The 24,503-nt window shown below is 53.9% G+C and carries 22 protein-coding genes and 1 pseudogene; 7 read left to right on the top strand and 16 right to left on the bottom strand.

Translation table 11 applies throughout. The features are described from left to right. Positions 1–362: 362 nt before the first annotated feature. The 7 genes and pseudogenes from ACFQI7_RS31875 to ACFQI7_RS31905 all read right to left on the bottom strand — a co-directional run bounded on the left by ACFQI7_RS31875 (position 363) and on the right by ACFQI7_RS31905 (position 7,980). Positions 363–1,255, bottom strand: a pseudogene (locus ACFQI7_RS31875) (SDR family oxidoreductase). Positions 1,256–1,423: 168 nt separating this feature from the next. Beyond that, positions 1,424–1,879 (bottom strand): MarR family winged helix-turn-helix transcriptional regulator, encoded by a 456-nt coding sequence (locus ACFQI7_RS31880; RefSeq protein ID WP_218101815.1) that lies wholly within the window; start codon positions 1,877–1,879, stop codon positions 1,424–1,426. A gap of 120 nt (positions 1,880–1,999) precedes the next feature. Then, positions 2,000–3,661: a DHA2 family efflux MFS transporter permease subunit gene (locus ACFQI7_RS31885; protein WP_218101816.1), complete on the bottom strand. Its 1,662-nt coding sequence runs from the start codon at positions 3,659–3,661 to the stop codon at positions 2,000–2,002. A 10-nt stretch (positions 3,662–3,671) separates the two neighbouring features. Next, positions 3,672–4,991: an efflux RND transporter periplasmic adaptor subunit gene (locus ACFQI7_RS31890; RefSeq protein ID WP_218101817.1), complete on the bottom strand. Its 1,320-nt coding sequence runs from the start codon at positions 4,989–4,991 to the stop codon at positions 3,672–3,674. A gap of 17 nt (positions 4,992–5,008) precedes the next feature. Further along, positions 5,009–5,668 (bottom strand): efflux RND transporter periplasmic adaptor subunit, encoded by a 660-nt coding sequence (locus ACFQI7_RS31895; protein WP_218101818.1) that lies wholly within the window; start codon positions 5,666–5,668, stop codon positions 5,009–5,011. Between the two features lie 117 nt (positions 5,669–5,785). Beyond that, positions 5,786–6,241, bottom strand: a complete 456-nt coding sequence (locus tag ACFQI7_RS31900; protein ID WP_218101819.1) for a MarR family winged helix-turn-helix transcriptional regulator — start codon at positions 6,239–6,241, stop codon at positions 5,786–5,788. 170 nt (positions 6,242–6,411) lie between these two features. Beyond that, a complete protein-coding gene (locus tag ACFQI7_RS31905) occupies positions 6,412–7,980 on the bottom strand; it encodes a glycoside hydrolase family 43 protein (protein ID WP_218101820.1) in 1,569 nt (522 codons plus the stop codon). Between the two features lie 299 nt (positions 7,981–8,279). On the opposite strand from ACFQI7_RS31905, the gene ACFQI7_RS31910 reads away from it, so the two are divergent. Both ACFQI7_RS31910 and ACFQI7_RS31915 read left to right on the top strand, forming a co-directional pair. After that, complete coding sequence (locus tag ACFQI7_RS31910; RefSeq protein ID WP_218101821.1) at positions 8,280–9,098, top strand: class I SAM-dependent methyltransferase; 819 nt, start codon at positions 8,280–8,282, stop codon at positions 9,096–9,098. Between the two features lie 104 nt (positions 9,099–9,202). Further along, positions 9,203–10,087, top strand: coding sequence for an endonuclease/exonuclease/phosphatase family protein (locus tag ACFQI7_RS31915; protein WP_230415457.1), 885 nt, complete (start codon positions 9,203–9,205; stop codon positions 10,085–10,087). 79 nt (positions 10,088–10,166) lie between these two features. Here the strand turns inward: ACFQI7_RS31915 and ACFQI7_RS31920 are convergent, their stop codons facing one another. Both ACFQI7_RS31920 and ACFQI7_RS31925 read right to left on the bottom strand, forming a co-directional pair. Next, the gene (locus tag ACFQI7_RS31920) at positions 10,167–10,784 is read right to left on the bottom strand and encodes a hypothetical protein (protein WP_218101822.1); all 618 of its coding nucleotides are present in this window, start codon (positions 10,782–10,784) and stop codon (positions 10,167–10,169) included. 83 nt (positions 10,785–10,867) lie between these two features. Then, entirely contained in the window at positions 10,868–11,311 is a 444-nt protein-coding gene (locus ACFQI7_RS31925) for a MarR family winged helix-turn-helix transcriptional regulator (protein WP_218101823.1), read from the bottom strand. Between the two features lie 214 nt (positions 11,312–11,525). Between ACFQI7_RS31925 and ACFQI7_RS31930 the strand changes: the two genes are divergently transcribed. The 3 genes from ACFQI7_RS31930 to ACFQI7_RS31940 are packed head-to-tail and all read left to right on the top strand — an operon-like array spanning position 11,526 to position 13,285. After that, complete coding sequence (locus ACFQI7_RS31930; RefSeq protein WP_218101824.1) at positions 11,526–12,107, top strand: TetR/AcrR family transcriptional regulator; 582 nt, start codon at positions 11,526–11,528, stop codon at positions 12,105–12,107. A 48-nt stretch (positions 12,108–12,155) separates the two neighbouring features. Further along, the gene (locus tag ACFQI7_RS31935; RefSeq protein WP_218101825.1) at positions 12,156–12,791 is read left to right on the top strand and encodes a VC0807 family protein; all 636 of its coding nucleotides are present in this window, start codon (positions 12,156–12,158) and stop codon (positions 12,789–12,791) included. Next, on the top strand, positions 12,788–13,285 hold the full coding sequence (locus ACFQI7_RS31940) for a GNAT family N-acetyltransferase (protein WP_218101826.1): 498 nt from the start codon (positions 12,788–12,790) through the stop codon (positions 13,283–13,285). Before ACFQI7_RS31935 ends, ACFQI7_RS31940 begins: the two co-directional genes overlap by 4 nt. A gap of 41 nt (positions 13,286–13,326) precedes the next feature. Here ACFQI7_RS31940 and ACFQI7_RS31945 read toward each other — a convergent pair whose 3' ends face one another. From ACFQI7_RS31945 to ACFQI7_RS31955, 3 genes are all read right to left on the bottom strand, one after another. Then, positions 13,327–14,382, bottom strand: a complete 1,056-nt coding sequence (locus ACFQI7_RS31945; protein ID WP_218101827.1) for a fatty acid desaturase — start codon at positions 14,380–14,382, stop codon at positions 13,327–13,329. A gap of 304 nt (positions 14,383–14,686) precedes the next feature. Beyond that, positions 14,687–16,216, bottom strand: coding sequence for a stalk domain-containing protein (locus ACFQI7_RS31950; RefSeq protein ID WP_218101828.1), 1,530 nt, complete (start codon positions 16,214–16,216; stop codon positions 14,687–14,689). A 202-nt stretch (positions 16,217–16,418) separates the two neighbouring features. Beyond that, positions 16,419–16,754: an MGMT family protein gene (locus ACFQI7_RS31955; RefSeq protein ID WP_218101829.1), complete on the bottom strand. Its 336-nt coding sequence runs from the start codon at positions 16,752–16,754 to the stop codon at positions 16,419–16,421. 193 nt (positions 16,755–16,947) lie between these two features. On the opposite strand from ACFQI7_RS31955, the gene leuB reads away from it, so the two are divergent. Then, positions 16,948–18,051 carry a 3-isopropylmalate dehydrogenase gene (leuB, locus tag ACFQI7_RS31960; protein WP_230415459.1) on the top strand — a complete coding sequence of 368 codons (1,104 nt, stop codon included), beginning with the start codon at positions 16,948–16,950 and terminating at the stop codon, positions 18,049–18,051. 79 nt (positions 18,052–18,130) lie between these two features. Here the strand turns inward: leuB and ACFQI7_RS31965 are convergent, their stop codons facing one another. Next, the gene (locus tag ACFQI7_RS31965) at positions 18,131–18,613 is read right to left on the bottom strand and encodes a CcdC protein domain-containing protein (protein WP_218101831.1); all 483 of its coding nucleotides are present in this window, start codon (positions 18,611–18,613) and stop codon (positions 18,131–18,133) included. A gap of 174 nt (positions 18,614–18,787) precedes the next feature. Continuing rightward, positions 18,788–19,339, bottom strand: coding sequence for a PadR family transcriptional regulator (locus ACFQI7_RS31970; protein WP_218101832.1), 552 nt, complete (start codon positions 19,337–19,339; stop codon positions 18,788–18,790). Positions 19,340–19,464: 125 nt separating this feature from the next. On the opposite strand from ACFQI7_RS31970, the gene ACFQI7_RS31975 reads away from it, so the two are divergent. Continuing rightward, the gene (locus tag ACFQI7_RS31975; RefSeq protein WP_230415461.1) at positions 19,465–20,661 is read left to right on the top strand and encodes an alpha/beta hydrolase family protein; all 1,197 of its coding nucleotides are present in this window, start codon (positions 19,465–19,467) and stop codon (positions 20,659–20,661) included. A gap of 64 nt (positions 20,662–20,725) precedes the next feature. Here the strand turns inward: ACFQI7_RS31975 and ACFQI7_RS31980 are convergent, their stop codons facing one another. Both ACFQI7_RS31980 and ACFQI7_RS31985 read right to left on the bottom strand, forming a co-directional pair. Beyond that, positions 20,726–21,772 (bottom strand): DUF3231 family protein, encoded by a 1,047-nt coding sequence (locus tag ACFQI7_RS31980; protein WP_230415464.1) that lies wholly within the window; start codon positions 21,770–21,772, stop codon positions 20,726–20,728. Between the two features lie 263 nt (positions 21,773–22,035). Further along, positions 22,036–24,351 carry a serine hydrolase gene (locus ACFQI7_RS31985; protein ID WP_218101833.1) on the bottom strand — a complete coding sequence of 772 codons (2,316 nt, stop codon included), beginning with the start codon at positions 24,349–24,351 and terminating at the stop codon, positions 22,036–22,038. Positions 24,352–24,503 lie beyond the last annotated feature (152 nt).

Below are 24,503 nucleotides of genomic sequence, written 5' to 3' on the forward strand. Positions count from 1 at the left end.
TTGTCCTATAGTGCCGTACAGCTCTATCCGGGCCAACTCGGTAACCGCTGCTTCAATAAATAACAGCTCCATCGAACGACCTCCCGCAAAAGCGGCCCAACGTCTTGCCGTCTTACGTTTTCGATTGACTCGTTCAGTCAATATTAAGATAGAGTATTTTCCCACTGTTGTCAATCAAAATATTTATTATTTCACCCGCAAGTAAAATGCTCACCCTCACGCCAAGCCAAAAAGCCCGAAACCCGACAGGGTTTCAGGCGTCCGGGCGGCGTTCTCTCCATTGGCTCATCCTTGGCCGCAACCAGCGCAGCTGCAATTCGTCGGCTCGTCCGGCCGGCAACCTCGGCGCTGCCGCGCTTGATCTAAATGATATCGTCTTCTTCGCTATAAAACCCTTGTTCGCGGGCATAATTGCCCCAATGCGGCCTTCTGCCGTCGATATCCGTATATCCGTATTCATCCGATAGGCCCCAGCTCGTCAGTCTCTTTCCCGACTTCGAGCGATGGTTCGGATCGGCCGCGAGCGAAGCGACGGCTTGCCCGATAAAATACGGCGTTTCCGACTGAAGAAAGTGCGGGTCGGCCCTCCCTGCTTCCTGCCAATTCGATTCCGTTACGCCGAAATGATCAAGCATGGCTTCCGAGCGCAAAAAGCCGGGGGTGAGCGCAACGGCCGTCACCCCGTCCTCCCGCAAATCGGCGGCCATCGCTTCGGCGAGATGGATGGCCGATATTTTCGCCAGGCTGTAGTACAGATTGCCCCTGTAGCCGTAACCCGCGCCATCCGTAATTTCAATGATCAACCCGGTTTGGCGAGCAACCATAAGGGGCGCTCCGTAATAGCTGGTCAGCATGTGGGAGTGAACGGCCCTCTGCTGCATCAGGATGCCGTCGTGCAGATTGTGCCGCCAAAACTTCGCACCCCATTCGGTGAGCGGATCCCCGCCCCAAACATCATTGACCAGAATGTCCAGTTGACCGTCCTGCTCCCGCTTGATCCTGTCAAACAGTTGCTTCACTTCGGCTTCAACCGTGTGGTCGACTCTTACGGCAATGCCGCGGCCTCCCTGACCGTCTACCCTTTCGGCCGTCTCTTCAATCGTCTCGGGCCGCCCCATGCTCGACATGCCGCCTCTCACACTGCGTCCGGTTACATAGACGGTAGCGCCCGCTCGGCCGAGCATCTCGCAATCCCCCGCCCTGCCCCGCGGGTCGCTCCCGCCACCACGGCTACTTTCCCGCTCAACGGTTTCATCCAGGGCCGCCTCCTCTCTTATTTGACAGAATCAGTTTACCCTGGATCTATGACAACCCTTGACTTGGATTACGCTGACCGAATCCCCAAAAAACGAAAAAGACGCTCCGTATACGCAGTACGGGCGTCTTCGTCAGTTAAAATGAATATGGATACGGCCGAAGCCTGTTAATCGCAAATCGTTTCCGGGTCGTTCACATGCTTCTCGAACTGTTCCGACAGCAAGTTCAGCGCGCGAATGATCGACTCGACCTGTTCCGGGCTCAAATCTCTCAAGATAGCTCCGTAGTAGTCATCCGTGTACGAATCGATCAAACTTTTAAACTGGCCGACTTTCTCCGTCTTCTTGATCCAAATAATACGCCGGTCCGCTTGATCCCGGATCCGCTCGGCAAAGCCGTCCCGTTCCAGACGGTCCACAATGCCCGAAACGGTGCTGTAAGATAGCAGCAGCGCCTCGCTGAGCTGCCCGATCGTCTTCGGCTCGTTGTAAATTTCGAAAATGGCCATAAGCTGAGGCTTGGTCAGATCAAGGTCTTTCAGAAACTTGAGAGCAGACGTTCTATACAATCGGCTAAGTTTGCGAATGACCTTACTGATCTCTGAAGGTTGATCCACACTCACAGATTCCAGCCTCCCTTATTGGTATTTGTCGAAAATTGCACTCGCTGCTAAAACTATACCATACGGGCAAACCATACAACAACTACCTTGGCGTCGATTCCTGCAGTAAATCAAGCAAATTTATGCTTTCACCGTTCCTGGCGATTCCTGCAAGCTTACGGCTCCGGGACTATCCGAAGCGGACGCCTTGCCGTCGTCGCTCTTCTTCGGCTGTACCGGGGCTGCAGCCTTCTTCTTGCTGCCCATAAAAAAGACAAACGGCAAACAAAGAAACGCAGGAATCGCGGAAATATAAAACGTATCGGCAATCGCCCGCACGAGGGCTTCTTTCTGTATCAAGCCGGCGACCATGGAAGTAGCCGCTCCCGTCGCCGTCGACATATCGACAGACGATTGGTACACGTAGCCGGATATGGCGGAAATGGCATTGCTCGCCGTCAGCGAATCGACCGTTACACTCTCGTTGATATGCGCCCCATGGGTAAGCTGCCGGCTGCTCATCAGCGCCGTAAAGATCGCGATCGACATGGAACCTCCGACCTGACGGGATACGTTCCCAAGCGGTGACGCATTTCCGATCTGGTGAGGCGCCACGGCGCTCATCCCGGCAGAAGTCATCGGCATCATACAGAGCCCGATCCCTATGGAACGAATACTCATAATCCAGATTAACCAGTGATTCGGCGTATCCGCCGCCAGCAAATGCAACTTGAGCGTCGTCACGCCCAAAATCGTTAAACCGACGAGGCCGACCGGGGCGATGCCGAATTTATCGTTCAGCTTCCCGCTGAGCGGCATCATCAGCGCCATGACGATTGCCTGAGGCATCATGACGAGTCCCGCCTGCATCGCATTCAAGCCCTGAATGTTCTGCAAATAAAGCGGAGCAAGAAAGGAGCCTCCCATCATCCCCATCATAACCAGACAAGACGCCACCGTACTGATCGTGAACTGGGGAATAGCGAACAGCCGGATATCCAGCACAGGCGTCTCGGTGCCGAGCTCCACCCAAAGCAGCAGCAAAAAGCTGAAGAAAGCTACAAAAAACAAACTGAGAATATAAAAAGAAGTCCATCCTTCCGACTGCCCTTTGCTCAAGGCGAGCAATATGCTGCCGAAAAAGATCATGGATAACAAGGCGCCGGGAAAATCGAATTTGACTCCCTTTTTCGTCTGGGAATTTTTGAGCAATATATTCCCCATGATGACGGCGAAAATGCCGATCGGAATGTTGATCAAGAACAGCCAGCGCCAGCTGTAGTACTGGATCAAGTATCCGCCCGCCGTCGGGCCGAGTGCCGGGGCAACCATCGCGGCAATACCCCACAGGCCGATAGCGGTCGATACTTTGCTCTTAGGAAAAGTCGTATAAATGATGGACATGCCGACGGGCATTATAAATCCGCCTGCAAACCCTTGAACGATTCGGAAGAAAATGATTGACGTGTCGCTCCAGGCGATGGCGCAAAGCACGGAGCCTATCGTAAAGCCGGCTACGGAGTATACGAATACGGTTTTATTGCCGAATCGCAAACCAAGATAGCCGGTCATGGGAATCACCATGGCGGATGCCAACATATAGCCCGTAAGCATCCACTGCATGGTCTGCGTATCCGAGCCGAATACCGCTGTCAGCTTCGGCAGCGCGACGCTCATCAAGCTGCTGTTAAGCACGGATACGAAGGTCCCCAAAACGATGGCAATGAGACCCAGCCACATCCCGCCGTTGCTATCCTTCGAGGATTGACCGTCAGGTGACGTACCTGTAGTTGAATCGGTCATATCGCGCCCCCTACTCCGCTTTCAGCTTCGTGCCTTCGGTGATATTGGCGCCCGGATTCACAACGACCTGCTGGCTTGCCTGCAGCTCTTTGTTCGGCAGGACGTACACCCAGTCCTGATTTTTTTCCTCGGTTTTGATTTCTACCAAATGCGCCGTTTGATTATCCGATTTCACGACATACGTTTTATCGTCTTTCTTGATCACCGCCGACTTCGGAAGCTCCAGCTTCGCATCGGCCGAACCGGACAAACGAACTTCAGCGACCATTCCGGCAAAGAGCAGCCCGTCTTTGTTGTCCACGGTCACCTTGACAGGGAATGTCGTGCTGTTCGCATTGGATACCGGGCTTACAAACGTAATCTTGCCCTGGAACGTTTTGTCGGGTACGTTCGGCACTTTCACTTCGACGGCGGAGCCGGTCTTCAACTTGCCGATTTGATTCTCGGCTACGCTCAGCTCGACCTGCACCTGATCCATGTTGACGATCGATACGATCTGTGCGCCTGCCTGTGCCATTTCGCCGACGGAAACCATCCGTTTGACTACCGTGCCGTCAATCGGGGAAGTGATCGTAGCATTGGCGACCGCCGTGTTGGCCAAATCCAATACGGCCGTCAGACGGTTTACTTCCGCTGCCAGCGCTTTGAGCGTGTTCTCCGTCGGACCGGCTTTGGCCAAATCCAGCTTGGCGCGTGCGGCTTGCGCGGCAGCGGCTGCCGATTTTTCCCCGGCTTGCGCTTGCTCATAAGCGGCCTTCGCTTTTTCATACTCGAAGGTGCCGCGGTCCATATCTTCTCTGGTCACGGCCGAGCTGCTGTCGTATTGATTGCGCAGCTTGTTATACGTGTCCGTCGCCAGCTTAAAGCCCGCTTCGGCTTGCTGCATCGCGGCGCTTGCCGTTTGCGCGGCCGCTTGCGCCTGCGCCACAGCGCTGTTCAGCCCGTCGATCTCCTGGGCTCTCGCTCCGGCGCGGGTATCCGCAAGCTTCGCCTGGGCTGCGCTAAGCCCCGATTCGGCTTGCTGCGCCTGTTTGGACAAATCATCGGTCTCCAGTTGAATCAGGACATCGCCCTTCTTCACCTTAGCCCCTTCTTCTACGCTAACGGCCGCCACTTTGCCCGACACCTTGGATACGACTTTGATATCCTGGTCGGGGATGATTTTACCGCTGATCCCGGAATCGGACAATTGGCCCAGCTTGATCAACTGCACGGGCACTTCGGAGCCATTCCCGGCTCCGGCAGCCGGTGCGCCGCATCCCGGAAGCACCCCTATAACCGAAAGGGAGAGCAAAGCGGGAATCCATATATGTTTTTTTGTCGTTTTCATCGATTACTCCACCTTTGCTAATTGCCTTTCAAATGAATTTTGATGACCGTGCTCATGCCTGGGGACAGATCGAACCCTTGTTGATCATCAATGGCGATCTTGATCGGAATGCGCTGCGTCACTTTCGTGAAGTTGCCGCTTGTATTGGTGGCAGGCAGCAGCGAGAAGGTTGAAGCCGTTGCTTTGCTGATTTCCGAAACCGTCCCTTTCAACGAGGCGCCGGCGTACGTGTCGATTTTGATATCCACTTTTTGTCCCACCTGAATGCGGTGGATTTCCGTTTCTTCAATATTGGCCGAAACGTACAGCTTCTTCTTATCGACAACCATCGCTACCGTCTGCCCGGGAGAAGCGACTTCCCCTGTATGGACCATCGTCTTGATCACGGTGCCCTCGATCGGAGAACGCAGCGCCGCTTGATCCAGCATGCTCGTAGACAAGTTGCTGCTGTCCTGCTGCCCGATAATTTGATCGGCCATGACATGCTCGCCTTCGTTCACCTGCAACGAAACGACTTTGCCGGTTACGCGCGGCATAACGCGGTAAATATCCCCGGCCAGTCTGGAATCTTCCGAAGACACGTAATGCTGGCTTTGGTACCAGAACATGCCTCCGCCTCCTACGCCAGCGACAACAAGTACCGCCAAGATAACGTACAAAATGATTTTACGTTTCATTTCTCTCCTCAACCTCTTCCTTTTCAACAAGTGCAAATGTTCCTTCAGCGAAACAACGCAATTCGTTATTTGCCGGTTTATCGATTCGATCGCGAATGATAGGAGTGCGGGCTCACGCTATTCTTTGCCCAGCGGCTCTTGCGCCGCAGTCAAATTGTTCAAAATCACGCTGTAAATTCGTCCCATGCTTCTCAAGTCGTCTTGGTAGATGCCGTTGAGTGTTTTCTTAATTAACTGCTGCCGGTAGTCAACGATCGTATCGACTCGTTCCCTGCCTTTGTCCATAATGCTTAGCATGACGACCCGGCGGTCTTCCCCGCCGCGAATGCGCTCGATCAACCCGAGCTCGACCAGCTTGTCGCTCAAATAAGTCATCCCGGCAAAAGAGACGCTCCACTGCTGCGCAAGATCCGAGGATTTGAGAGGTCCTTCCTCCGCCAGCCGCAGCAGCAAATCGGACTGGTGCAGCGTCAGCTCGTCTTTCGGGCACATTTTGCTCCATTCTGCCTCATATCGCTTCATAACCTGCCGGTGCATGTGAGCGAGCGAGCTCAAGTCGTAGTTCTCGTACAAAATCACATCCCCTCCTTAAAACGCAAATTAGTAAACCAATATATATTTCACCTGCGAATGTTTCCTGTACGAAATAATATCATACGCCCAATTATTTTGTAAACAAAATAATTGGGGGGCTCCTGCCTGGAGCCCCCCAATTTCGCTGCGTTCATCAGTTTGTAAAATATTCAGCATTCCGCCGCCGCGTACTCGAACCAGTCGAAATCGGCGTAGTTGCCGCTCGTTTGCCCATTGCTGCCGGCATACAGCCCAATATAAGCACCGAGGAAGCTTCCCGCGACATCCGGACTCAGCAGCGTGCCGTCCACGCCGTCGCACAAACATGCCCACGCTTCCGCTTGAAGCGCATAATCGAAGCGCAGCCGCTGCCCTGCAGCTTCGATCTTCAAGTAAAGTTTGCGCGTCTCGAGCGGAATCGCGGCCACTACCCGCTCTTCCCGATTGCGGCATTCCACCAGGCGCAGCAGCCGCCGCTCTTCCGCCATTGCATACTCGAAGCGCAGATGAAAATCGCTTGTCTGCAGCAGCACAAGCCCTGCGGCTTCTTCATTCGCCTGCGGCGAAAACTCCATCACCGTGCGCGTTGCGAAGCTCATATGCTGCTGACGCCGGGCGATCACCGCCGGATTCGACCATTCGGTGAGCCGATCCGGCTTCAGCCTGAGCCGCAGATGGCCCGGGCGCTCCGTCAAGCTCCAGAAGTCGCCCCGCGGGGTACGAATAAAGCTCCAGCGCATATCCAGCGTCTCACGGTCAAACTGGTCGCATACCGGCGGTAGCGGCCACTTGCACACCGGCAAGTCCGGGCAAGGCATCTGCATCTCAACGAAGCCTTTTCCCGGGTTGACGACCGGCCAGCCCTTCTCCCACCGCAGCGGCACAAGAAACGTCTCCCGCCCCAGGTTGCGGTAACCTCCGCCGTACGGGCGGGTGCCAAGGCATACCATCCACCATTCGCCGCTCCCGGTTTGCACGATATCCCCGTGGCCGACATTCGTAATAGCGGCTTCCTGCCCCAGATGGCGATGGGTAAGAATCGGATTCGCCTTGGCGCCTTCATACGGCCCCGTGATCTCTTTGCTGCGGGCTACGGTAACCGAGTGCGTGAAGCCAGTGCCGCCCTCGGCGATGAATAAATAATAGTACCCGTCCACCTTGTACAGATGAGGACCTTCCTGCGCATGAATGAATTTGAGTGCGCCGTCCCACAGGCTATACTTCGGACCGATCAGCCGGTGGGTTTGCAGATCCAGCTCTTGCATGTAGATCTCCATATGTTTCGGATACTGCTGCCCTTCCGGCGGTCTGCGGTTCGCCGTAAAATACGCCCGGCCGTCATCGTCGAAAAAGAGCGACGGATCGATGCCCGGCGCGTCTTCCAGCCAGTGGGGGTCGGACCACGGGCCGTCCGGATCGGTGGCGGTGACGTAAAAATTGCGACGCTCGCTTGTCGCGCTCTCTACCAGCGTCGTGATCATGTAGAACACGCCGTTATGATAACGGAGCGTTGCCGCGTAAATGCCGCGGGACGTTTGCACCCCGTCCAGGTTAAGCTGTGAAGGCCGGTCTAGGACATGGCCGAGCTGCCGCCAATGCACGAGGTCCTTGGAATGGAAGATCGGAACGCCGGGAAAGTATTCGAACGTAGACGTAACCATATAATAGTCGTCCCCTACCCGGCATACGGAAGGGTCCGGATACATCCCGGACAAAATCGGATTTTGGAATAATGCCATATCGCGAGCTCCTTCGCTAATCGTTTTCAACGTTTTTATCATGAACGTTCCGCGCGTGCCAGTCTATAGACCGGATTTAACTTTTTCCTTACAATAGTCGTATATCCTTAGCTCCACATACGTTTGGGGTAAGGACGGACGCGCTGCGTCGAATGCAACGATCTACAATATGACCTGCTCAAAAATGGCACGCTCTCTTCGGAATTTGGCATACCATACCGAGCATTTTCCGGTACGATGAATATGAAAGCCGTATCCCGAATCGAGCGCGACCATACGACAATGAATGGAGGAGAAGCATGATACCCGAAGGCAACTTAAAGAACAATATCGAGCGATTCTCTGGCTACGAGGATGTGTACGACAAATACCGCCCGCAAGCCCCGCAAGCGCTGGTTCAGGTGCTTACGAATTACGCCGGCGGGAAGCCCTCGCTCGTCATGGATATCGGCTGCGGCACCGGGCTTTCGTCCTTTGTCTGGAAGGACGATGCCCAGAAGATTATCGGGGTGGAGCCGAATGCGGACATGATCGGCAAGGCGCGGGATAACTTGCACCGCATCGGCGCGAGCCACATTTCTTTTGTGCAAGGGTACTCGAATCAATTGGATGCCGCTTCCGGCTCAGTCGACGTCATTACATGCTCTCAGTCGTTTCATTGGATGGAACCGGAGAGCACGCTGCGGGAGGTGGCCCGCGTCCTCCGCGAAGGCGGTGTATTCGCAGCCTACGATTGCGATTGGCCGCCCACGATCCATTGGTCCATCGAAGAAGCGTACGAAAGGCTTGTTTCCAAAGCCGACGTCATCATCGCCCGTCTAGCGCAGGAGGAAGACCGGGCATTGAAACGGGATAAAGGCAAGCATCTGTCGAATCTCAAAAACAGCGGCGCCTTCCGTTACTGCAAAGAGATCTTATTCCACAACATCGAGCGTTTCGACGCCGAACGTTATGTCGGCCTGGCGCTCAGCCAAGGCGGCGTGCAAACGGTATTCAAGCTGGGCTCGTCCGAGCTTGATGAAGACATTGAAACGTTCAGAACGCGGGTAGCCCAATATTTTAGCGGAAAGTCATTGGATGTTCTTTTCAGCTACAGAATGCGGGTCGGCGTGAAGTAGCTGCCGCCCGTCGTCTGTTAAGTAAGCGTTTTCTATTATAGTAGAATATTCATTCGCTAGTCATCCGAATATATTTTCCGAGACTGCGCTTGGGAGGCTTGATCTTGAATTTTACAGGCTTGAATCGGCCTTGGCGGTGGATCGCAGCAGCGCTCGTTCTGGCGCTCGCCGTGACGATCATTGCGCTTTCGCTCTACGGCGGCCGCAATACCCCGCCCCCTTCTCCCGGCGGCTCGCCGCAAAAGGAAGAAGTCACGCTGAAAGTATTAACGTACAATATGCATGTCGGGATCGGCATGGACAACGTGCTCGATTTGAAGCGAGTCGGCGACGTTCTCGCCGCCTCGGGCGCGGAGGTGATCGGCCTGCAGGAGGTCGATAAACATTGGGCGGAGCGAAGCAAATTCGAAGATCAGGCGAAGTGGCTCGCCGACTACTTGAAGTTCCATTACGCATTCGGCGCCAATCTGGACCGGGCTCCTCTCAAGCCGGGAGAGCAGCGGCGGCAGTATGGCACGGCGATCTTAAGCAAATACCCGATTACGGATTCGAAAAACACGCTGCTTCCGAGCAATCTGAAAGCTAGCGAACGCGGCGAGCAGCGCGGGATTTTGAGAGCGACCATCGATGTCGGCGGCACCCCGATTCATTATTACAGCACGCATCTCGGTCTCAGCGCCGAAGAACGGAAAGGCCAAACCACCGAAGTCGTGAAGCTCGTGGGCGCGCAGGGAGGCAACGCCATCATTGTCGGCGACCTGAACGCCGCACCGTATTCGGACGAAATCAAAAATTTGTCAGCCGCCTTTAGAGACGCGTTCGCCGATAAAACGAATACGTATACGTTCCCGGCGGACAATCCGCGCATCCGAGCCGATTATATTTTTTATACGCCCGGCCTGCAATTGAAAAGCGCGGAAGTGATCCGTGCGCTCGCTTCCGACCACATCCCGGCAACCGCGCAATTTACGTTCAGCAAGCAGCCATGATAGTAATAGCAGAACTCATTCTTTTTTATAGCCGAAAAGACCAGGCTCGCCACCCTGGTCTTTTACATTTTATGAAGGCCTACTCGCATACTAAGTTTTTTTCCGAAAGCACATGATATGTATTGTCGCTGTCGAGCTTGCCGAGGAAGCGGACCGTATATTTCCCCGTATAATTCAGCACCACATGATTCAGCTCCCAGGTGTACCAAAAATCTTCTTTGCCCGGCAGCACGTACTCTTTGGAAGAAACGACTTTATTGCCGGCGGAATCCACCATATCCAGCTTGACGGAGCGGATGGCCGGAATGAGGTTGTCGACCTGAACGAATACCGAGAAGTCGATCGGCACCCCCTTCTTCACTTTTCCGAACAAATCGCGAATCCCCTTGCCGTCCTTGCTTTCGCCGAGGCCGAATATCATATGGACATTCGGTTTATACAGTTTGGTCGTCCCGGAATCGGGGTCGGGTATGGCCAGCAGGTTTGCTTTCTCCGCGATGGCCTCCACCGGCACAAGAACGGTGCCGTCTACGTTAAGCGCCGGAACGTCGTCCTGCTTGAACGAAAGCTCGCGGCCGTTGAAGAAAATGGACGCGATGTCGAGATCTTTGAACTTACCCGCCGCGCCTGCGTAAGAGATGCCTACGTTCAAACAAGTGAATAAGGAGATCACTATCGCGATTTTTTTAGCCTTCAATCCGTTCACCGCTTTCGGGTTTTATAGATTTGTACACGAAAAGGGGTAAAAAGTTTCTATAATAAACAAAATTTAGTAACTATTTATTTAAAATGTTCCTGCGCGTATTTGCCGAGTTTCTTCAGCAATTGGCTCGCCGTTCTTTTCTCTTCGGGCGAAAGACCGTTCATCGCCTGCTCGATGACTTCCGTATGCTTCGGAAACACATTCTCTATAAATTGCCTTCCTTGCTCGGTGATTTCAGCGAAAATCAGGCGGCGATCTTCGGTAGAAGCTTTGCGCACCGCTAACTTTTTCTGCTCGAGCTTGTCGACGACATACGTAATGTTGCCGCTGCTCATCAGCACCTTGCCTCCGATTTGCTGAATGGGCTGCGCCCCTTTATGATACAACAGCTCGAGAACGCCGAATTCCGTCCGGTTGAGGCCATGCTGCCGAATATCGCGATCCGCATGTGCATTGACCCACTGGCCTGCTCGGGAAAGCGCGATATAAAGATCCAGCGCATCGTTCTTAGATATCGTCATCCTGTTCACCGCTTTCTTCAACAAATGATGTCCGTCTTATATCGTCTTGAAGTTAAGATATTGGATTTGGACCTCATTGTCAATGAAGACCGTGCGAATAACGATGAAACCACAAAAACGGCACTTTACAGACCGACGGTCGGTACGATATGATATTCATGTACCGACCGTCGGTCTGTTCATTAAAAACCAATCCTAAGAAAGTGTGAATCCAATGGCTCAACTAAACGAAAGCTTCCAGCTCATCCTCGAAACCGCCGAAGCGCTCATTCGGGAAAAGGGCTGCCGGCAGACGACGCTGCAAGATATTATCAGCCGAACCGGTCTATCCAAGGGTGCGATTTATCATTATGTCACCGGCAAAGACGAACTGCTTGGACGGCTGCTCCAATCACGGGTCGAACAAACGAATGCGAAATTTTACGAGGTGGTGGACCATCCGGATACGAAAGGTTTGGAAGAACCGCTTCAGCTTATTGCCGAGCGGGTCTTTGGGGCGGTGCAGCATGACGATGTAACGAATCAAATTTTCCTTTACCTGCTCAGCCGGATGGACGATCGGAAAGTTTCCGACATCATGAAAGGCATCTATCAATATACGCTCGATACTTGCTCGAAATGGATCGAAGCCGGACAGCGCGCCGGCGTAATCCCGGCCGCCGCAGATCGAATGCAGCTTGCCGAAGGCATGATGATGTTCATGTACGGGCTGCGCGTGCAAAATACGATCCTGCAGGATGGAAGCCGCATGAATGCGCACGAAGTGACGCAATTCATGTTCCGCGTACTCCGGTAATCGCGATGGTTCTCCCTCATCTATTATTCCGAAAGGGCTGTTTATCCCATGTCAAAACGTACGTACGTCATTATGACTTTACTGCTTAACGGCATTGTGCCTTGGGCGCTCTATGTGTGGCTGTCCGATTACATGCCAAGTTTGACCGCGCTCTGCATCGCCACGCTCGTCCCGCTCGCGGACAACGTCGTTCACTTGATCAAGCACCGCAAGCTGGACGCGTTCGGCTCCTTAATGCTCTTCACTTTCGTGCTTACGCTCGTTCTCGTCGCGCTCGGCGGGAGCGAAAAAATGCTGCTCGTCCGGGAATCGATGATCACCGGCGCCGTAGGCGTCGTCTTCCTGGCATCGCTGCTCTTTCACCGGCCGCTTATGTTTTTTTTGGCCGCCCGCTTCAACGGAAATCCCGAGAAATTCGCCGGCAACTGGAAATATGCGTATTTCCGTTATGTGCTGCGGCTGATGACCTTCGTATGGGGAATGCTGCTGCTGCTGGAAGCCGCCGTGCGCACGATGCTGGTGTACCGGCTCACGACGGCCCAGTTTCTTGCGATCTCTAACGTCGTTTTGTACGGATTCGTCGGCGTGGCTATCGCTTGGACCGTGCTGTACCGGAAGCATTCCGCCAAGCGGCTGAAGGAAGTGATCTGGAGATCCGAGCATGAGGGGGCAGCGGCCCAATGATTGTGTCCTTCACCCTTGCGGATAAAAAAAGCGTGGTATCCTTGTACCGGTCCGTCACCGGCGAGCTGCAGCGGCAGGGCATCCGTCAATGGGACTGGTTTTATCCGAACGGCGTCGTCGTCGGAAGCGACATCCGCCGCAGCAGCTTGTTCGGCGTGAAAGCGGAAGACCGTGTCATTGCCGCTGTCGTCATCGACGACCTTCAAAGCCCGAAATATGCGCCGCTCCCGTGGAGCGACGGCGAAGGTTCGGCTGCCTGCATTCACCGGTTGGCCGTTCATCCCCAGCATCAAGGCAACGGTCTTGGCAAGCGACTGCTGCAATTCGCGGAAGATACGGTCCGGGAGCAGGGTCATTCGAGCATACGGCTCGATGTATACACCGGTAACCCCGGCGCTGTCCATATGTACCGGCGGGCCGGATACCGGGAAATCGGCGAGATTCGCTTCCCGCTTCGGCCGCTGCCGTATTTATGCTTCGAGAAGCTGCTGTAAGCGCCATACGCGTTGTGTACGCTGTATGCGATGCGGTCCATCTAGCTGCCGGATTCGAACCTGGCTCGGGAGCGGGCCTGTTTCCCCGCTGCATACCGCTTGTACATATCCGGATGAATGTCTTTAAACGCTACGAATTTCTTGCTCTGCTCATTCCAGATCCGGTGCCTGAGCGAGTGCAAGCTTGTCTGAAGCGTGATCGTTTGCACTTGCTGCAAACGCGGGTTGGCGTTATGCGCCGCCTCCAAATAATAATTCGGCACTCGCGGGCTCAAATGGTGAATGTGGTGGAAGCCGATGCTGCCGGTGATCCAGCAGAGCAGTTTCGGCAGCTTGTAGTACGAGCTTCCCTGCATGGCCGCCCGAACGTAATCCCAATCCTCTTCCAGCTCAAAGTAGCTGTCCTCGAACTGGTGCTGCACGTAAAACAGCCATATCCCGGCCACACCCGACACAAAAAATACAGGCGCTTGCACGAGAAGAAACGCTTCCCAGCCGATCGCCCAGCAAAGCAATCCGGCAATACCGACAATGCCAAGGTTGGTGATGTAGGTGTTCATGCGCTCTTGGAATCCGGCGCGCTTGCGGTTAAATCGGTAATCGATAAGGAAAATGTAGATCGGACCGATACTGAACATCAGGAGGGGATTGCGGTACAGTCGATAAATGATCCGCCGCAGAGGAGACGAAGCCACATATTCTTCTACCGTCAGAGTCCAAATATCCCCTGTCCCCCGTTTATCGAGGTTGCCATTTGTCGCATGATGAACGGAGTGGCTGTGACGCCATTGATAGTAGGGGCAAAAGGTCAGAATACCGGTCAACGTCCCGACAATGTCGTTGGCCGTCCGGTTTTTGAAGAACGATTTGTGGCAGCAGTCATGAAAAATAATAAAAATCCGAACAAGAAACCCGCCGGCTACGATACCCAGCGCAAGCGTGAGCCAGTAAGAGACCGACAAACACAAATAAGCAGCGTACCAGAGCGTAAAGAAGGGAATAACGGTGTTGATGAGTTGCCACACGCTGGATCGCGTTCGTGGTCTTTCGTAGGGTGCGATGTCTTTGCGCCATCCGCCTTGCTGCTCATACGTCATTAAAATGAATCTTCCTCTCTTGAATCAAGTCGAAGCATATGGCTGTACCTCCGGTATTACGCCGGAACTCGTGATCGGTTCCCGGAATATCGAGGAAAATTCTTTTTTGTGAAAAACGCTTGTTCTCGCGGTCTCCCCTTTCGAATCGGTGCGTTGAATGCCCGGCATAGGGCTTAAGTATAGCATGAGTCCCTCGAATAAACTATTGTTATATCGTAGGTAAAAAGCCGCTGGATTTGCTGCAAAATAAAAACGCCTGTACGTGAAGACAGGCGTCGTGTCATGGCCCCTTGGTAAATCGGGGCTATTTCAACTTTTTAACCATCTCGGCATGCTGCTCGTTTTCTCTTTTCAAGTCCGCCGTATAGCTGTCACGGAGCAGCGCCAGCTGATCCCTTAACGTCTGGATCTGCTGTTGGACCGAGCCTTTGGCAATAATTTGTGCGATCAGCTCCTGCGTTTCGAACAATTGTTTCTCCAGCTCCGCTCTGGCCGCCTCGGTCGCTTTCGAATTGTCGAGCGGCAGCGAACTCATTTTATCGATGATCTCCTCTTGCTTCGCATTGGCATCCTTGAGCGCTTTATCGTACGCCGCTTTCGTGGCGTAGGTGCCCGGGTTGTTTTTGCGGATTTGGGCGATCTGATCCTCTACCTGTTTTTTGTTCTGGTTATACCGATCTCTAAGCAGGCTGACCGCCTTGTCGTGCCGCTCGTTCTCGATTTTTAACGGAGCGGGCTGCGTCGTCGTAATCGTGTTCGGCAGCGGGCTGCTTCCGTCCGTCATATCCACTTTGCTGATCAATACGTCGTTCGAATACTCGCTTACGGAAAGCAGCGTGCCCTTCCTGTCATAATGGGAGACGAGGCCGTTCAACGCGTTGTTTTTGAACTCGCCGACCACCTTCTCGCCTTTGGTCGTCGTATACGTTCCTTTGCCTTCGCGGACGCCGTCCACAACTTCGCCTTCATAGACGTCGCCGCTTTTATACATGATTTTACCCGTGCCATTCGGAAGATCGTTATCGAACGGCCCCGTATATTTGTCGCCGGTATCATCATAGAGCGTCCCTTTTTCACGTTCGCCGTTCACATACGTCCCGTCGAACATCAGACTGCCGCTTGACGTATACTGCTTGACCGCGCCGTTCCATACGCCGTCTTTGACGGTTCCGTTGAATTCCAGCTGTCCGTTATCATAATAGCTTCTGGACCGTCCGTCGCCTGGCAGCCCGCCCGACATCGTTCCTTCGAACAACAGCTTGCCTTTCTCGTCGTACAGTTTGCCGGTTCCTTCGGGATAGCCGTTCACAAGCTGGCCCGTGTACTTTGTGCCGTCAGGGAACGCGTATTCCCCTTTGACCGGCTTCGACGGGTCCGGCGTCTTTCCCGTGCCTTTCGGCGTTCGGAGATAGACGGTAGACGTCTTCTCGTTCCACGTCACTTCTTTGCCGGAAGCTTCGCCGACGAACCTCAAGGGAACGAACGTATTCCCGTCCACAAGCCGCGGAGGCAGCTCCAGCTCGGTTGGCCGGTCATTAACGTAGGCGTCGGTATCGTCGATGATCAGGTTGATCGTCAGATCATCCCTTGTTCCCGTCACGGTTTGCGTTTCCTCGTTCCAGCCGATCCGCAAGCCAAGCTTTTCAAAGATGGGCCGGAACTGGACCAGCGTCGTTCCGTCCTCGACTAGCGGCGGCGCTTCGAATTTGATCAGCTTACCGTCCAAAAATACGCGTACCGGCTTCTCTGCAGCGGCTGCGGACGCGGCATTCGGCAGCGTCATAGCGGACTGCAGCAAGCAAGCCGACAGCAGGATGGCGTGCCATTTGTTCATCGTTGGTTCCTCCTTTGCATATATACGGTGCAATGCAAACCAATGGTTGGGTCTCGTCTCGTTCGGGCTCAGCCGAAGCGAGCTTCATATAGCCTCGTCTTCTCGCTTCGCTGTAGCCGCTTCTATTATGTTGTCGGCTTTTGCGGCCGCAAAATGAAGCCTTGCTTTGCCATTTGTATCCATTGGAATGCAACTTCCGCTCTTACGCATCAGGAAAATCCGTAATCGGCCGATCGGGAATAAACCGGTATCGCTCCAAATCGATGCGTCCATCCTCGCTTACCTCAACGCCTTCGCTTTGCAAGAAATGCATTTGCTTCATGCGCGATTCGCCGTCCTTCAGCGCGATCTCTCCTCTGGCGTTTACCACCCGGTGCCAAGGCAGCCGATGCGCCCGGCTTAACGAGTGCAGTATCCGCACAACTTGTCTCGCTCCTCGGGGGCTGCCGGCCAGCGCGGCAATTTGCCCGTACGTCATGACATAGCCCTCCGGTATGCTTTTAATCCATTCAACGACCCGCTGCGTATACGGTTCCACCTTCCGTCACCTCCGCTCCAACACGCTTCCGCTGCCCCGCATCGCGTCTCTGATTTTATTATTGCGTTTGCAGCGGAACGTTTCACTTATAGGTAATCTCTATATATTTTATATGTATCATATATTTTACCAATAATATTGCTTCCATTACAATCAGCATCAAGACGGAAAATGACAGTTGGAGGGGATGAACGTGGCAAATCAACGAATCGGCGTGCTGGAGGGCGACTTTATCGGCCCGGAGATTATGAAGGAAGCACTGCGCATTTTGCGGGTTATGGAGGAACGCTCTCCGTTTGCATTTGAAATCGTACCCTTGGAAGCCGGAGGGCAGGCCTACGACAAGTACGGCTGCCATCTTCCAGCCGATACGCTGCGCAAGGCCGAAACATGCGACGCTCTGCTCAAAGGCCCGTTCGGAGGGCCTCCGGAAGCGCTGGCTTCGCCGAAATGGTCGGGTGTGGAACAAGGGGCCATCCTGCCGCTTCGCAAACATTTTCGCTTGTATACGAATCTTCGGGAAACGAAACTGTTCGATTCGCTGCTGTACCTGTCTCCGGTCACGGAGCACCTGATCAAGGATGTCGATTTGTTAATCGTCCGCGAATTGACTTCCGGGATGTACTTTGGGGAAAAACAGGAACGGGTGGTGAATGGCGAACGGGTTTATTCCGATGCAGAAGCCTACTCGGAGTCGGAAATTCGGCGAATTGCGGTCAGAGCGTTCGAGTACGCCAAAACAAGAAAAAACAAAGTGACCTTGGTTGCCAAATCGAATGTGCTGAAAAGCAGCGTTTTGTGGAGAGAGGTCGTCGCCGAAACCGCCGCCTCGTATCCCGAGGTGGAGAACGATTATATGCACGTGGATAACGCGGCCATGCAGCTTATTCTCAACCCGCGGCAATTCGACGTCATCTTGACGAGCAATATGTTCGGAGACATTTTGTCGGACGAAGCTTCCGTGCTGTCCGGCTCGATCGGGCTGTTCCCTTCCGCCAGTCTCGGGGACGGGCCGTTCGGGTTGTACGAACCGATCCACGGCTCGGCGCCAAGCATTGCCGGACGCGATATCGCTAATCCGATCAGCGCGATTCTGTGCGTCGCCTTGATGCTTCGCTACACGTTCGGCGAGGAGGCCGAAGCGGCGCGCATCGAGCACGCCGTCCAGCAGACGCTGGAACTGGGCTACCGCACGCAAGACTTGTTCTGCGGCGGCACGGACGACCCCGACAAGCTGCTGGGGACGCAGCAGATGGGCGAGACCATCGCCGCCGTGCTGCGAGAACGGCTGTCATAGACCGGCAAGCGCGCAGCCGGGCACAGAAACGGGCGCGAGGCTCGCTTCTGTGCCCGGACCGCGTCTGTCTCCCGCTTCCTTAAGCGCGAATGGCGGAAGACGGATGGCGGAGCGCATTCCGAAATTTGACGAAGCTGCCGATGCGCCACAATGCGATATAGCTCAAAGTGACCAGGTTGCACATGAACCCTAACGTGCCGGGATCGATCAGTTTGAAGCCGGCCACAAACACGAAGCGAAGGGCGAACACACCGATCAGGATGACAAACACCGCTTTGCTGCGTTTAATAAAAGCATCCCCGGTGCCCTTGACTTCAAAATTCGTCGTCCAGATGAGCGGAATGGAAATAACCGCGCCGATAAGCACCGAAAGAAGAACTTGATCTTCCCGGATATGCAAGCTCGGATCCATCAACTGAAATAACGATGTGGATATATAGGCGATCGGCAGCAGCAGACCGACCCCGGATTTCTTAAGCGGCTTCTGCATGCCGCGCAGCTGTCCGCGGATAATCAAAAAAAAGATAAGGATGGAAATCGCCAATGATACCGTTGCGTTCATAATGTTAACACTCCCTTAATTCGATTTATAACTGAATTATCGCTAAATCGGGAATGTTCCAGTAGTGCGAGAAGTAATGACCCTCCGGATGACTTCCGTCATATTCGAACGGATAGCATGACCGGCTTCCGATGTTTCCGTACGGCAGAAGCCGATGGACTGCGCAGCGCTGCCTTATATCCGATTCTCCCGGAGCCAGCCGATCATTTTATCGCACCATTCGATGTAGCCGCGTTCGAAAAGGATCCCCATCTCGATCACGGCGATGCTCGAAAATAACGGATGATCGGCCGTGATGCGCTCCTCCTGCCCTCGCAGCAAAGCCACCTTGGCGGTATATTGCCCGAGGCGCGCTTCATGCTCTTTTCTCCTCTCGGCCAGCTGAGCAAGCATAACCTCCGGCTCTACCAGCCATGAGCTGTACTGCTTAAGCAAAAACTCGTCCCACGCCCCCGGTTCGCTCGGTTCCACGACCCATGCCTTCAAGCTTTCAATGCCTTTTTCCGTAATCTTATATATTTTTTTGGCCGGTCGATACGACTCGCGTTCATGCGATTGAAGCTGAATGTACCCTTCCGATTCCAGCTTGGAAAGTGTCGGATACAGCTGATTGTTGTTAATTTTATAAAAGAAATTAATTCTGCCATTCATTTGCTGCTTCATGTCATATCCGCTTAGCTGTTCCCTCGCCAATAAACTGAGCAATGCATATTGAATCGAACTCATTCATAATCCCCCTCAAAAAAATAAGTTAATTTTAACATAGGTTATTATTGACATATAGTTCCCGTTGATATAAGTTAATATTAACCTATTAACAAATCAACTACAACTTTACTTGAGGAGCGATCATGATGCGTCTTATTTTTAACGACCAAACTTTTTCATTCGAGCTGCTGCGCACGTTAAGCTATTCCCCTTACGGCGGAGCGGACATCGGCGAGTGCTTGTCCACCGCTTACCGGATTGAAGAAGGTAATTTTGACAGTTGGTATGCGGAGTGGCGTAAGACCGCAGAACGCATGCACCGGTTGGCGGCCGAAAGTCTGGATCGGGGCAACCGGGTCAGTGCCCGGGAGTTTTATATGCGGGCATCGAATTATTACCGCACCGCGGAATTTTTCCTGCACGGCGATCCGCAGGACCCGCGCATTTTGGATACTTGGTGCAAAAGCAGGAGCACGTTCCGCGAGGCATTGCGTTTGATGGAAATGCCGGTCGAACAGGTGGACATTGCTTATGAGGGCACGCATCTGCCGGGCTATTTGTACCTAGTAGATGAAACGACGCGGCCGACCTTGATCATTCACGGCGGCTTCGATTCTACGGGGGAAGAGCTGTATTTCGAGGTCGTAGCTGCCGCGCTGCAGCGGGGATACCACTGCCTGACCTTCGAGGGTCCGGGGCAAGGCGCCGTCATTCGCGAGCAGCGCATCCCGTTCCGCCACGATTGGGAGAATGTCGTCACGCCGGTCGTCGATTACTTGCTTACCCGGCCGGAGGTCGACGCCACGCGGATCGCGCTGATGGGCATCAGCCTCGGAGGATATTTGGCGCCCCGCGCCGCTGCGTTCGAGCATCGGCTGGCCGCATGTATCGCGAACGACGGACTGTTCTCCAACCAGTTCGGAGAAATCGGCCGCAAGCTGCACCGGGGGAACGACGCCGATCTGAACGACCCCGTCTACGTGGATCGGTTCATCCGCGGTCTTATGGCTCATCATACCGGCATCCGCTGGGCCATCGAAAACGGCATGTTCACGTATCGGGCCGCGTCCGTTGCCGAGCTCATTGAAAAAACGGAGCCCATGACGCTCGAAGGCGTGGCGCACCTCATTCCGTGCCCGGTCCTCGTATGCGAAGCTGAAGCCGATCATTTCTTCGCTGGACAGCCCGAAATGCTGTACGAGGCGCTTACATGCCCGAAGACGTTCATGCGTTTCACCGCGGAGGACGGCGCGGAGGAGCACTGCCACTTCGGCGCGCTGCAATATTGCAATCATCGCCTGTTCGAATGGCTGGATCAGACGCTGTGCGTGAAGGGCTGAAAGCAGCTGTGCACAACGGCAACCGCCGCTTCGCGAAATGTCGGAAGCGGCGGTGCGGTTCTGCTTATTTGATCACAAGAGCCTCCCGATCGGCCGCTTGCGGCGGTTGTTCAAACCAACCGTGCTCGATCATAAGATCGGCTCCCGCTTCGGCATAATTGCCAACCTCCAGCGAGCATCGCGCAAATATGGCGACCAAGTCGTGTCTGGCGGCGAAAGACAGCGCGTTGCCATACGTTCGAATCCTCATTGTAAACATATCGAGCTTATGGAATACCATCAATCTGTCGGAAAAAGGAGCAACCGTGGACTCCGTCACCAGGTGATCCAGCAGATCAGGCGATGGCAAATCCTCTTGATGAAGCATTTTGCTGAACGATTCGATATGTTTGGTGGCCAATTCTTTTCCTCTTACAAAAAATTGTCTGACCGGCTCCTGACTGGCCGTTTGGGTAAATCCGGTCAATATGGCTCTACTGATCGCATTGTTCTGAACGCTATCGTGCAGATGGGTAATTTCCAGCGCCTGCAGCGGCCGCACATTTCCAAAAAAACCGTTCAAGTAACTTTTCTTTCGTATAAACTCGGGATGTTTGGGGACAGGGATATATGGCGGCTTGCTCAAGTAACCTTTGATCTCCAACAATTCGTTGACCTTATTCAGTAATTTGATGGAATCGCTCAACCCATTCGTAAAAAATTCACGAACGTCAGACCTGACCATTAGAGGTATTGCCGTCCCATAGATGCTGATCCCCGCTTTACCGACGTAGATCAAGTAATGAAGATAAAGCTCGTCGGCGAACAGCCGGGGGGCGTTCAAGCTTACGTCTTTCTCGGTAAATCCGATCGGCATCGGGTATTTGCCCCGGGTAAAGATGTCATCAATGGACTTGGTGAACCGTTCCGTCAGCTGAACGGCCTCATCCAAAATTCCCCGGATATCCTCGTCATCCACATTTTGAAGATAATACCTCAACACGCAGGATGCCATGGTATTTCCCATATACGTTGCCCAAAGTTTTCCCATCTCGGCCGCGGTCAGCTGATCGTTTTGGTCGTTCTTTGTTGTTTTTGTGCGATTCGGTTTCACAGGTTTGATGGTTTCCACTATAATACGCTCCGTTTCTCCATTTTTTGCTTATTATTTTGATATTGCCCGGCTTTTATTCGCAATTAGCGGGAGCGGACACGCTGTAAATGAAATTTTCCCCGCCCGCTGCTGATATCGAATAAACCGATGATCGCTGCAAGCACAGGTCATGGATCGTAAAACGCCACGCCGCCAACGGAAGATCCAAATAAAAAAACAAACCCGTGCTGTGGAAGCTCGAGTTTGTTTTTTTGCCTTTATCAGGGGAACACCCTGTTTGCTTACATTCCCAGCACACTCGCGATGAGCTTCACTGCCTCTGCGCGCGTGATAGGTCCGCCTGGCCGGAAGCTGCCGTCTTCGTAGCCGTCAATCCAGCCGAGGCGCTGCGCCTTCGCTACAGCCTCCTTCATCGAAGCCGGAATGACAGCCGCATCGCGGAACGGCAGCGGTTCTGTGCTGCCTGCAATAGGGCCTCTCACATATTCGTATGCGCGGGTCATCATCAGAGCGGCTTCCGCACGGGTGACCGGTTCCTCCAGACTCGAAGCGTCGCCCGCCGGGCCGCTCACCATGCCGGCGGCTTGCGCTGCCGCCATCGCGGTTTCCAGCGGGCCGCCCGCCGAAGCGCCTGCGGCCGGTGAGCCGTCGCCCGCAGGCTGCAGCCCGAAGGAGCGAACGAGTAGGGAAATCCATGCGGCGCGAGTGATCGGCTGGTCGGGACGGAATGACGCCGCCGCTTCCGCATCGATCAAGGAAGCCGCGGAAGCGCCGTCGATAAACGATTTCGCCCAGTGCCCAGGCTCGACATCGGCATACTTCGATTCGTAGCCAAGCGTTCGGTAAACGGTCTTTGCGATTTGCTGCACGACCGGATTGCCTGTGGCTTGCGCCTCGTCAAAATCACCGGTCGTGGTGACCTCGGTCAATACGGAAATGGCGATCTCTTTGCCCGGCATGAGAAAGTACCCCACATCATGGGTGACGTTGGCGTTCTCCCCGGTTTTATGCGCAATCGGCGCATCCGGCAGCGCCGCGCCGAATTTCGTCTTTACTTCCTGTGCTTTCATCCACGTTACGATCTGGTCGCGTGAGCGATCGGAAAGAAACGTGCCCTTATAAATATGCTCGAGTAAAGTAACAAGATCGGCTGCATCAATGTAATTGTCTTGCGCGGGCGTCGGCGCCGCCGCGAACATTTTACGTCCAAGGTGCATGACTTTGAGATTCAATTGGTCCATCAGCGCATCTACTTGCTCGAGGCCTACGACATCGACGAGCACATTCGTGGCCGTATTGTCCGATTGCGTAATCATAAGGCGCGCCAACCGTTCGATGGTCACCTCTTGCGGGAACGTTTCTTTTTGCAGCGATCCGGTGCCGCCGACGACATCATCGGGCTCTACGGTAACATGCTGTTCCAAAGACAAGCGCCCGGCATCGACCTGCTGCATGAGCGCGGATACGAGCGCCAGCTTGATCGTGCTGGCCGGCATGTACGGCTGCCGGGAGCCTAGCAGCAGCGCCCGATCGCCGGCTCGGCCGCTCAAATCTTTCATACCAACCGATACGCGAATGCCTCGTTTCGCCGCATTGTCGATGATGGGATGAAGCGCCACGGACATCTCAGGCCACGTAGACGGCTCATGTGGCGCTGCAGGCGTGTCGGACAACTCGTTGTAGACGGCCTTGGCTACGCGTTGTACGACGGGGTTACCGAGCTTTTGCGCTTGCCCGGCATCTTCCGGTCTCGTTACCCGCGTAAGCACTACAATGGCAATCTCGCGCCCAGGGATCAAGAAATAGCCTGTATCGTGGCTCACGTCTCCCAGCTCGCCGGTTTTATGGGCAATCGGTTTTCCCGGCAGCGCAGCTCCGAATTTCGTCTTGACTTCCTGCGCTTTCATCCAAGCGATGATTTGATCACGCGATGCGGCAGAAACGACTTCACTGTTGTACATTTTGTCAAGCAGCGTGACCAGCTCAGCCGCACTGACATAGTTGTCCTGCTCCGGCGTTTTCGCCGGGGTCATCATTTTGCGGCCCAACTGCATCTTCGTAAAGCCCAATCCATCGATCAACGCGTTCACCTTGTCGAATCCGACGAGATCGATCAGCACATTCGTCGCCGTATTATCGGACTGCGTAATCATCAACCGCGCCAAACGCTCGACGGTAACGTCTTGCGGAAACGTTTCGCTTTGCAGCGACCCTGCTCCGCCGACTACGCTGGCGGGAGCGACGGTCACTTTCTGATCGAGCGATAACCGGCCCGCTTCGATCTCCCGCATCAGTGCCGATACGATAGCCAATTTGATCGTACTAGCCGACAAATAAGCATCCTGCGATCCGAGCAGGATCATTTCATGACCGTAAGTTCCGCTCAGGTCTTTCACCGCGATCGATACGTCGATCCCGTCTTGTTTTGCAGCATCGATCATCGGCTGCAATATCACCTCCAACCGCTTCAAATGTCCACCCTCTCCACTGACCGCTGCTATCGCTCTCGAAGCCTGCGCTTGAGGAAACAGTAACGACATGGCTAACAACAAGAATGTCAAACTGGTTTTGAATACAATAGATTTCGATGACTGCATGTATGTTCCTCCTAAGCAAGTTATTCACGTTAATTAATGTAATATTAACTAACATAAAATTCTTAAAATCTATCAATATTATAAAACTATGTTATATATAATTACAATAATTTTATATAAACCGTCGAAAACTCGCATTTTCATTCATAAAT

The organism is Paenibacillus allorhizosphaerae, assembly GCF_042659105.1.
In the GTDB taxonomy this organism is placed as follows: domain Bacteria; phylum Bacillota; class Bacilli; order Paenibacillales; family NBRC-103111; genus Paenibacillus_G; species Paenibacillus_G allorhizosphaerae.

What these genes read in the sequence shown, in the direction of transcription:
- ACFQI7_RS31895 (WP_218101818.1), bottom strand. Translation starts at nt 5,668, where the DNA reads ATGAAACGTAAAATCATTTTGTACGTTATCTTGGCGGTACTTGTTGTC.
- ACFQI7_RS31985 (WP_218101833.1), bottom strand. Translation starts at nt 24,351, where the DNA reads ATGCAGTCATCGAAATCTATTGTATTCAAAACCAGTTTGACATTCTTG.
- ACFQI7_RS31885 (WP_218101816.1), bottom strand. Translation starts at nt 3,661, where the DNA reads ATGACCGATTCAACTACAGGTACGTCACCTGACGGTCAATCCTCGAAG.
- ACFQI7_RS31935 (WP_218101825.1), top strand. Translation starts at nt 12,156, where the DNA reads ATGTCAAAACGTACGTACGTCATTATGACTTTACTGCTTAACGGCATT.
- ACFQI7_RS31905 (WP_218101820.1), bottom strand. Translation starts at nt 7,980, where the DNA reads ATGGCATTATTCCAAAATCCGATTTTGTCCGGGATGTATCCGGACCCT.
- ACFQI7_RS31975 (WP_230415461.1), top strand. Translation starts at nt 19,465, where the DNA reads ATGATGCGTCTTATTTTTAACGACCAAACTTTTTCATTCGAGCTGCTG.
- ACFQI7_RS31910 (WP_218101821.1), top strand. Translation starts at nt 8,280, where the DNA reads ATGATACCCGAAGGCAACTTAAAGAACAATATCGAGCGATTCTCTGGC.
- ACFQI7_RS31950 (WP_218101828.1), bottom strand. Translation starts at nt 16,216, where the DNA reads ATGAACAAATGGCACGCCATCCTGCTGTCGGCTTGCTTGCTGCAGTCC.
- ACFQI7_RS31965 (WP_218101831.1), bottom strand. Translation starts at nt 18,613, where the DNA reads ATGAACGCAACGGTATCATTGGCGATTTCCATCCTTATCTTTTTTTTG.
- ACFQI7_RS31945 (WP_218101827.1), bottom strand. Translation starts at nt 14,382, where the DNA reads ATGACGTATGAGCAGCAAGGCGGATGGCGCAAAGACATCGCACCCTAC.
- ACFQI7_RS31970 (WP_218101832.1), bottom strand. Translation starts at nt 19,339, where the DNA reads ATGAGTTCGATTCAATATGCATTGCTCAGTTTATTGGCGAGGGAACAG.
- ACFQI7_RS31925 (WP_218101823.1), bottom strand. Translation starts at nt 11,311, where the DNA reads ATGACGATATCTAAGAACGATGCGCTGGATCTTTATATCGCGCTTTCC.
- ACFQI7_RS31940 (WP_218101826.1), top strand. Translation starts at nt 12,788, where the DNA reads ATGATTGTGTCCTTCACCCTTGCGGATAAAAAAAGCGTGGTATCCTTG.
- ACFQI7_RS31890 (WP_218101817.1), bottom strand. Translation starts at nt 4,991, where the DNA reads ATGAAAACGACAAAAAAACATATATGGATTCCCGCTTTGCTCTCCCTT.
- ACFQI7_RS31930 (WP_218101824.1), top strand. Translation starts at nt 11,526, where the DNA reads ATGGCTCAACTAAACGAAAGCTTCCAGCTCATCCTCGAAACCGCCGAA.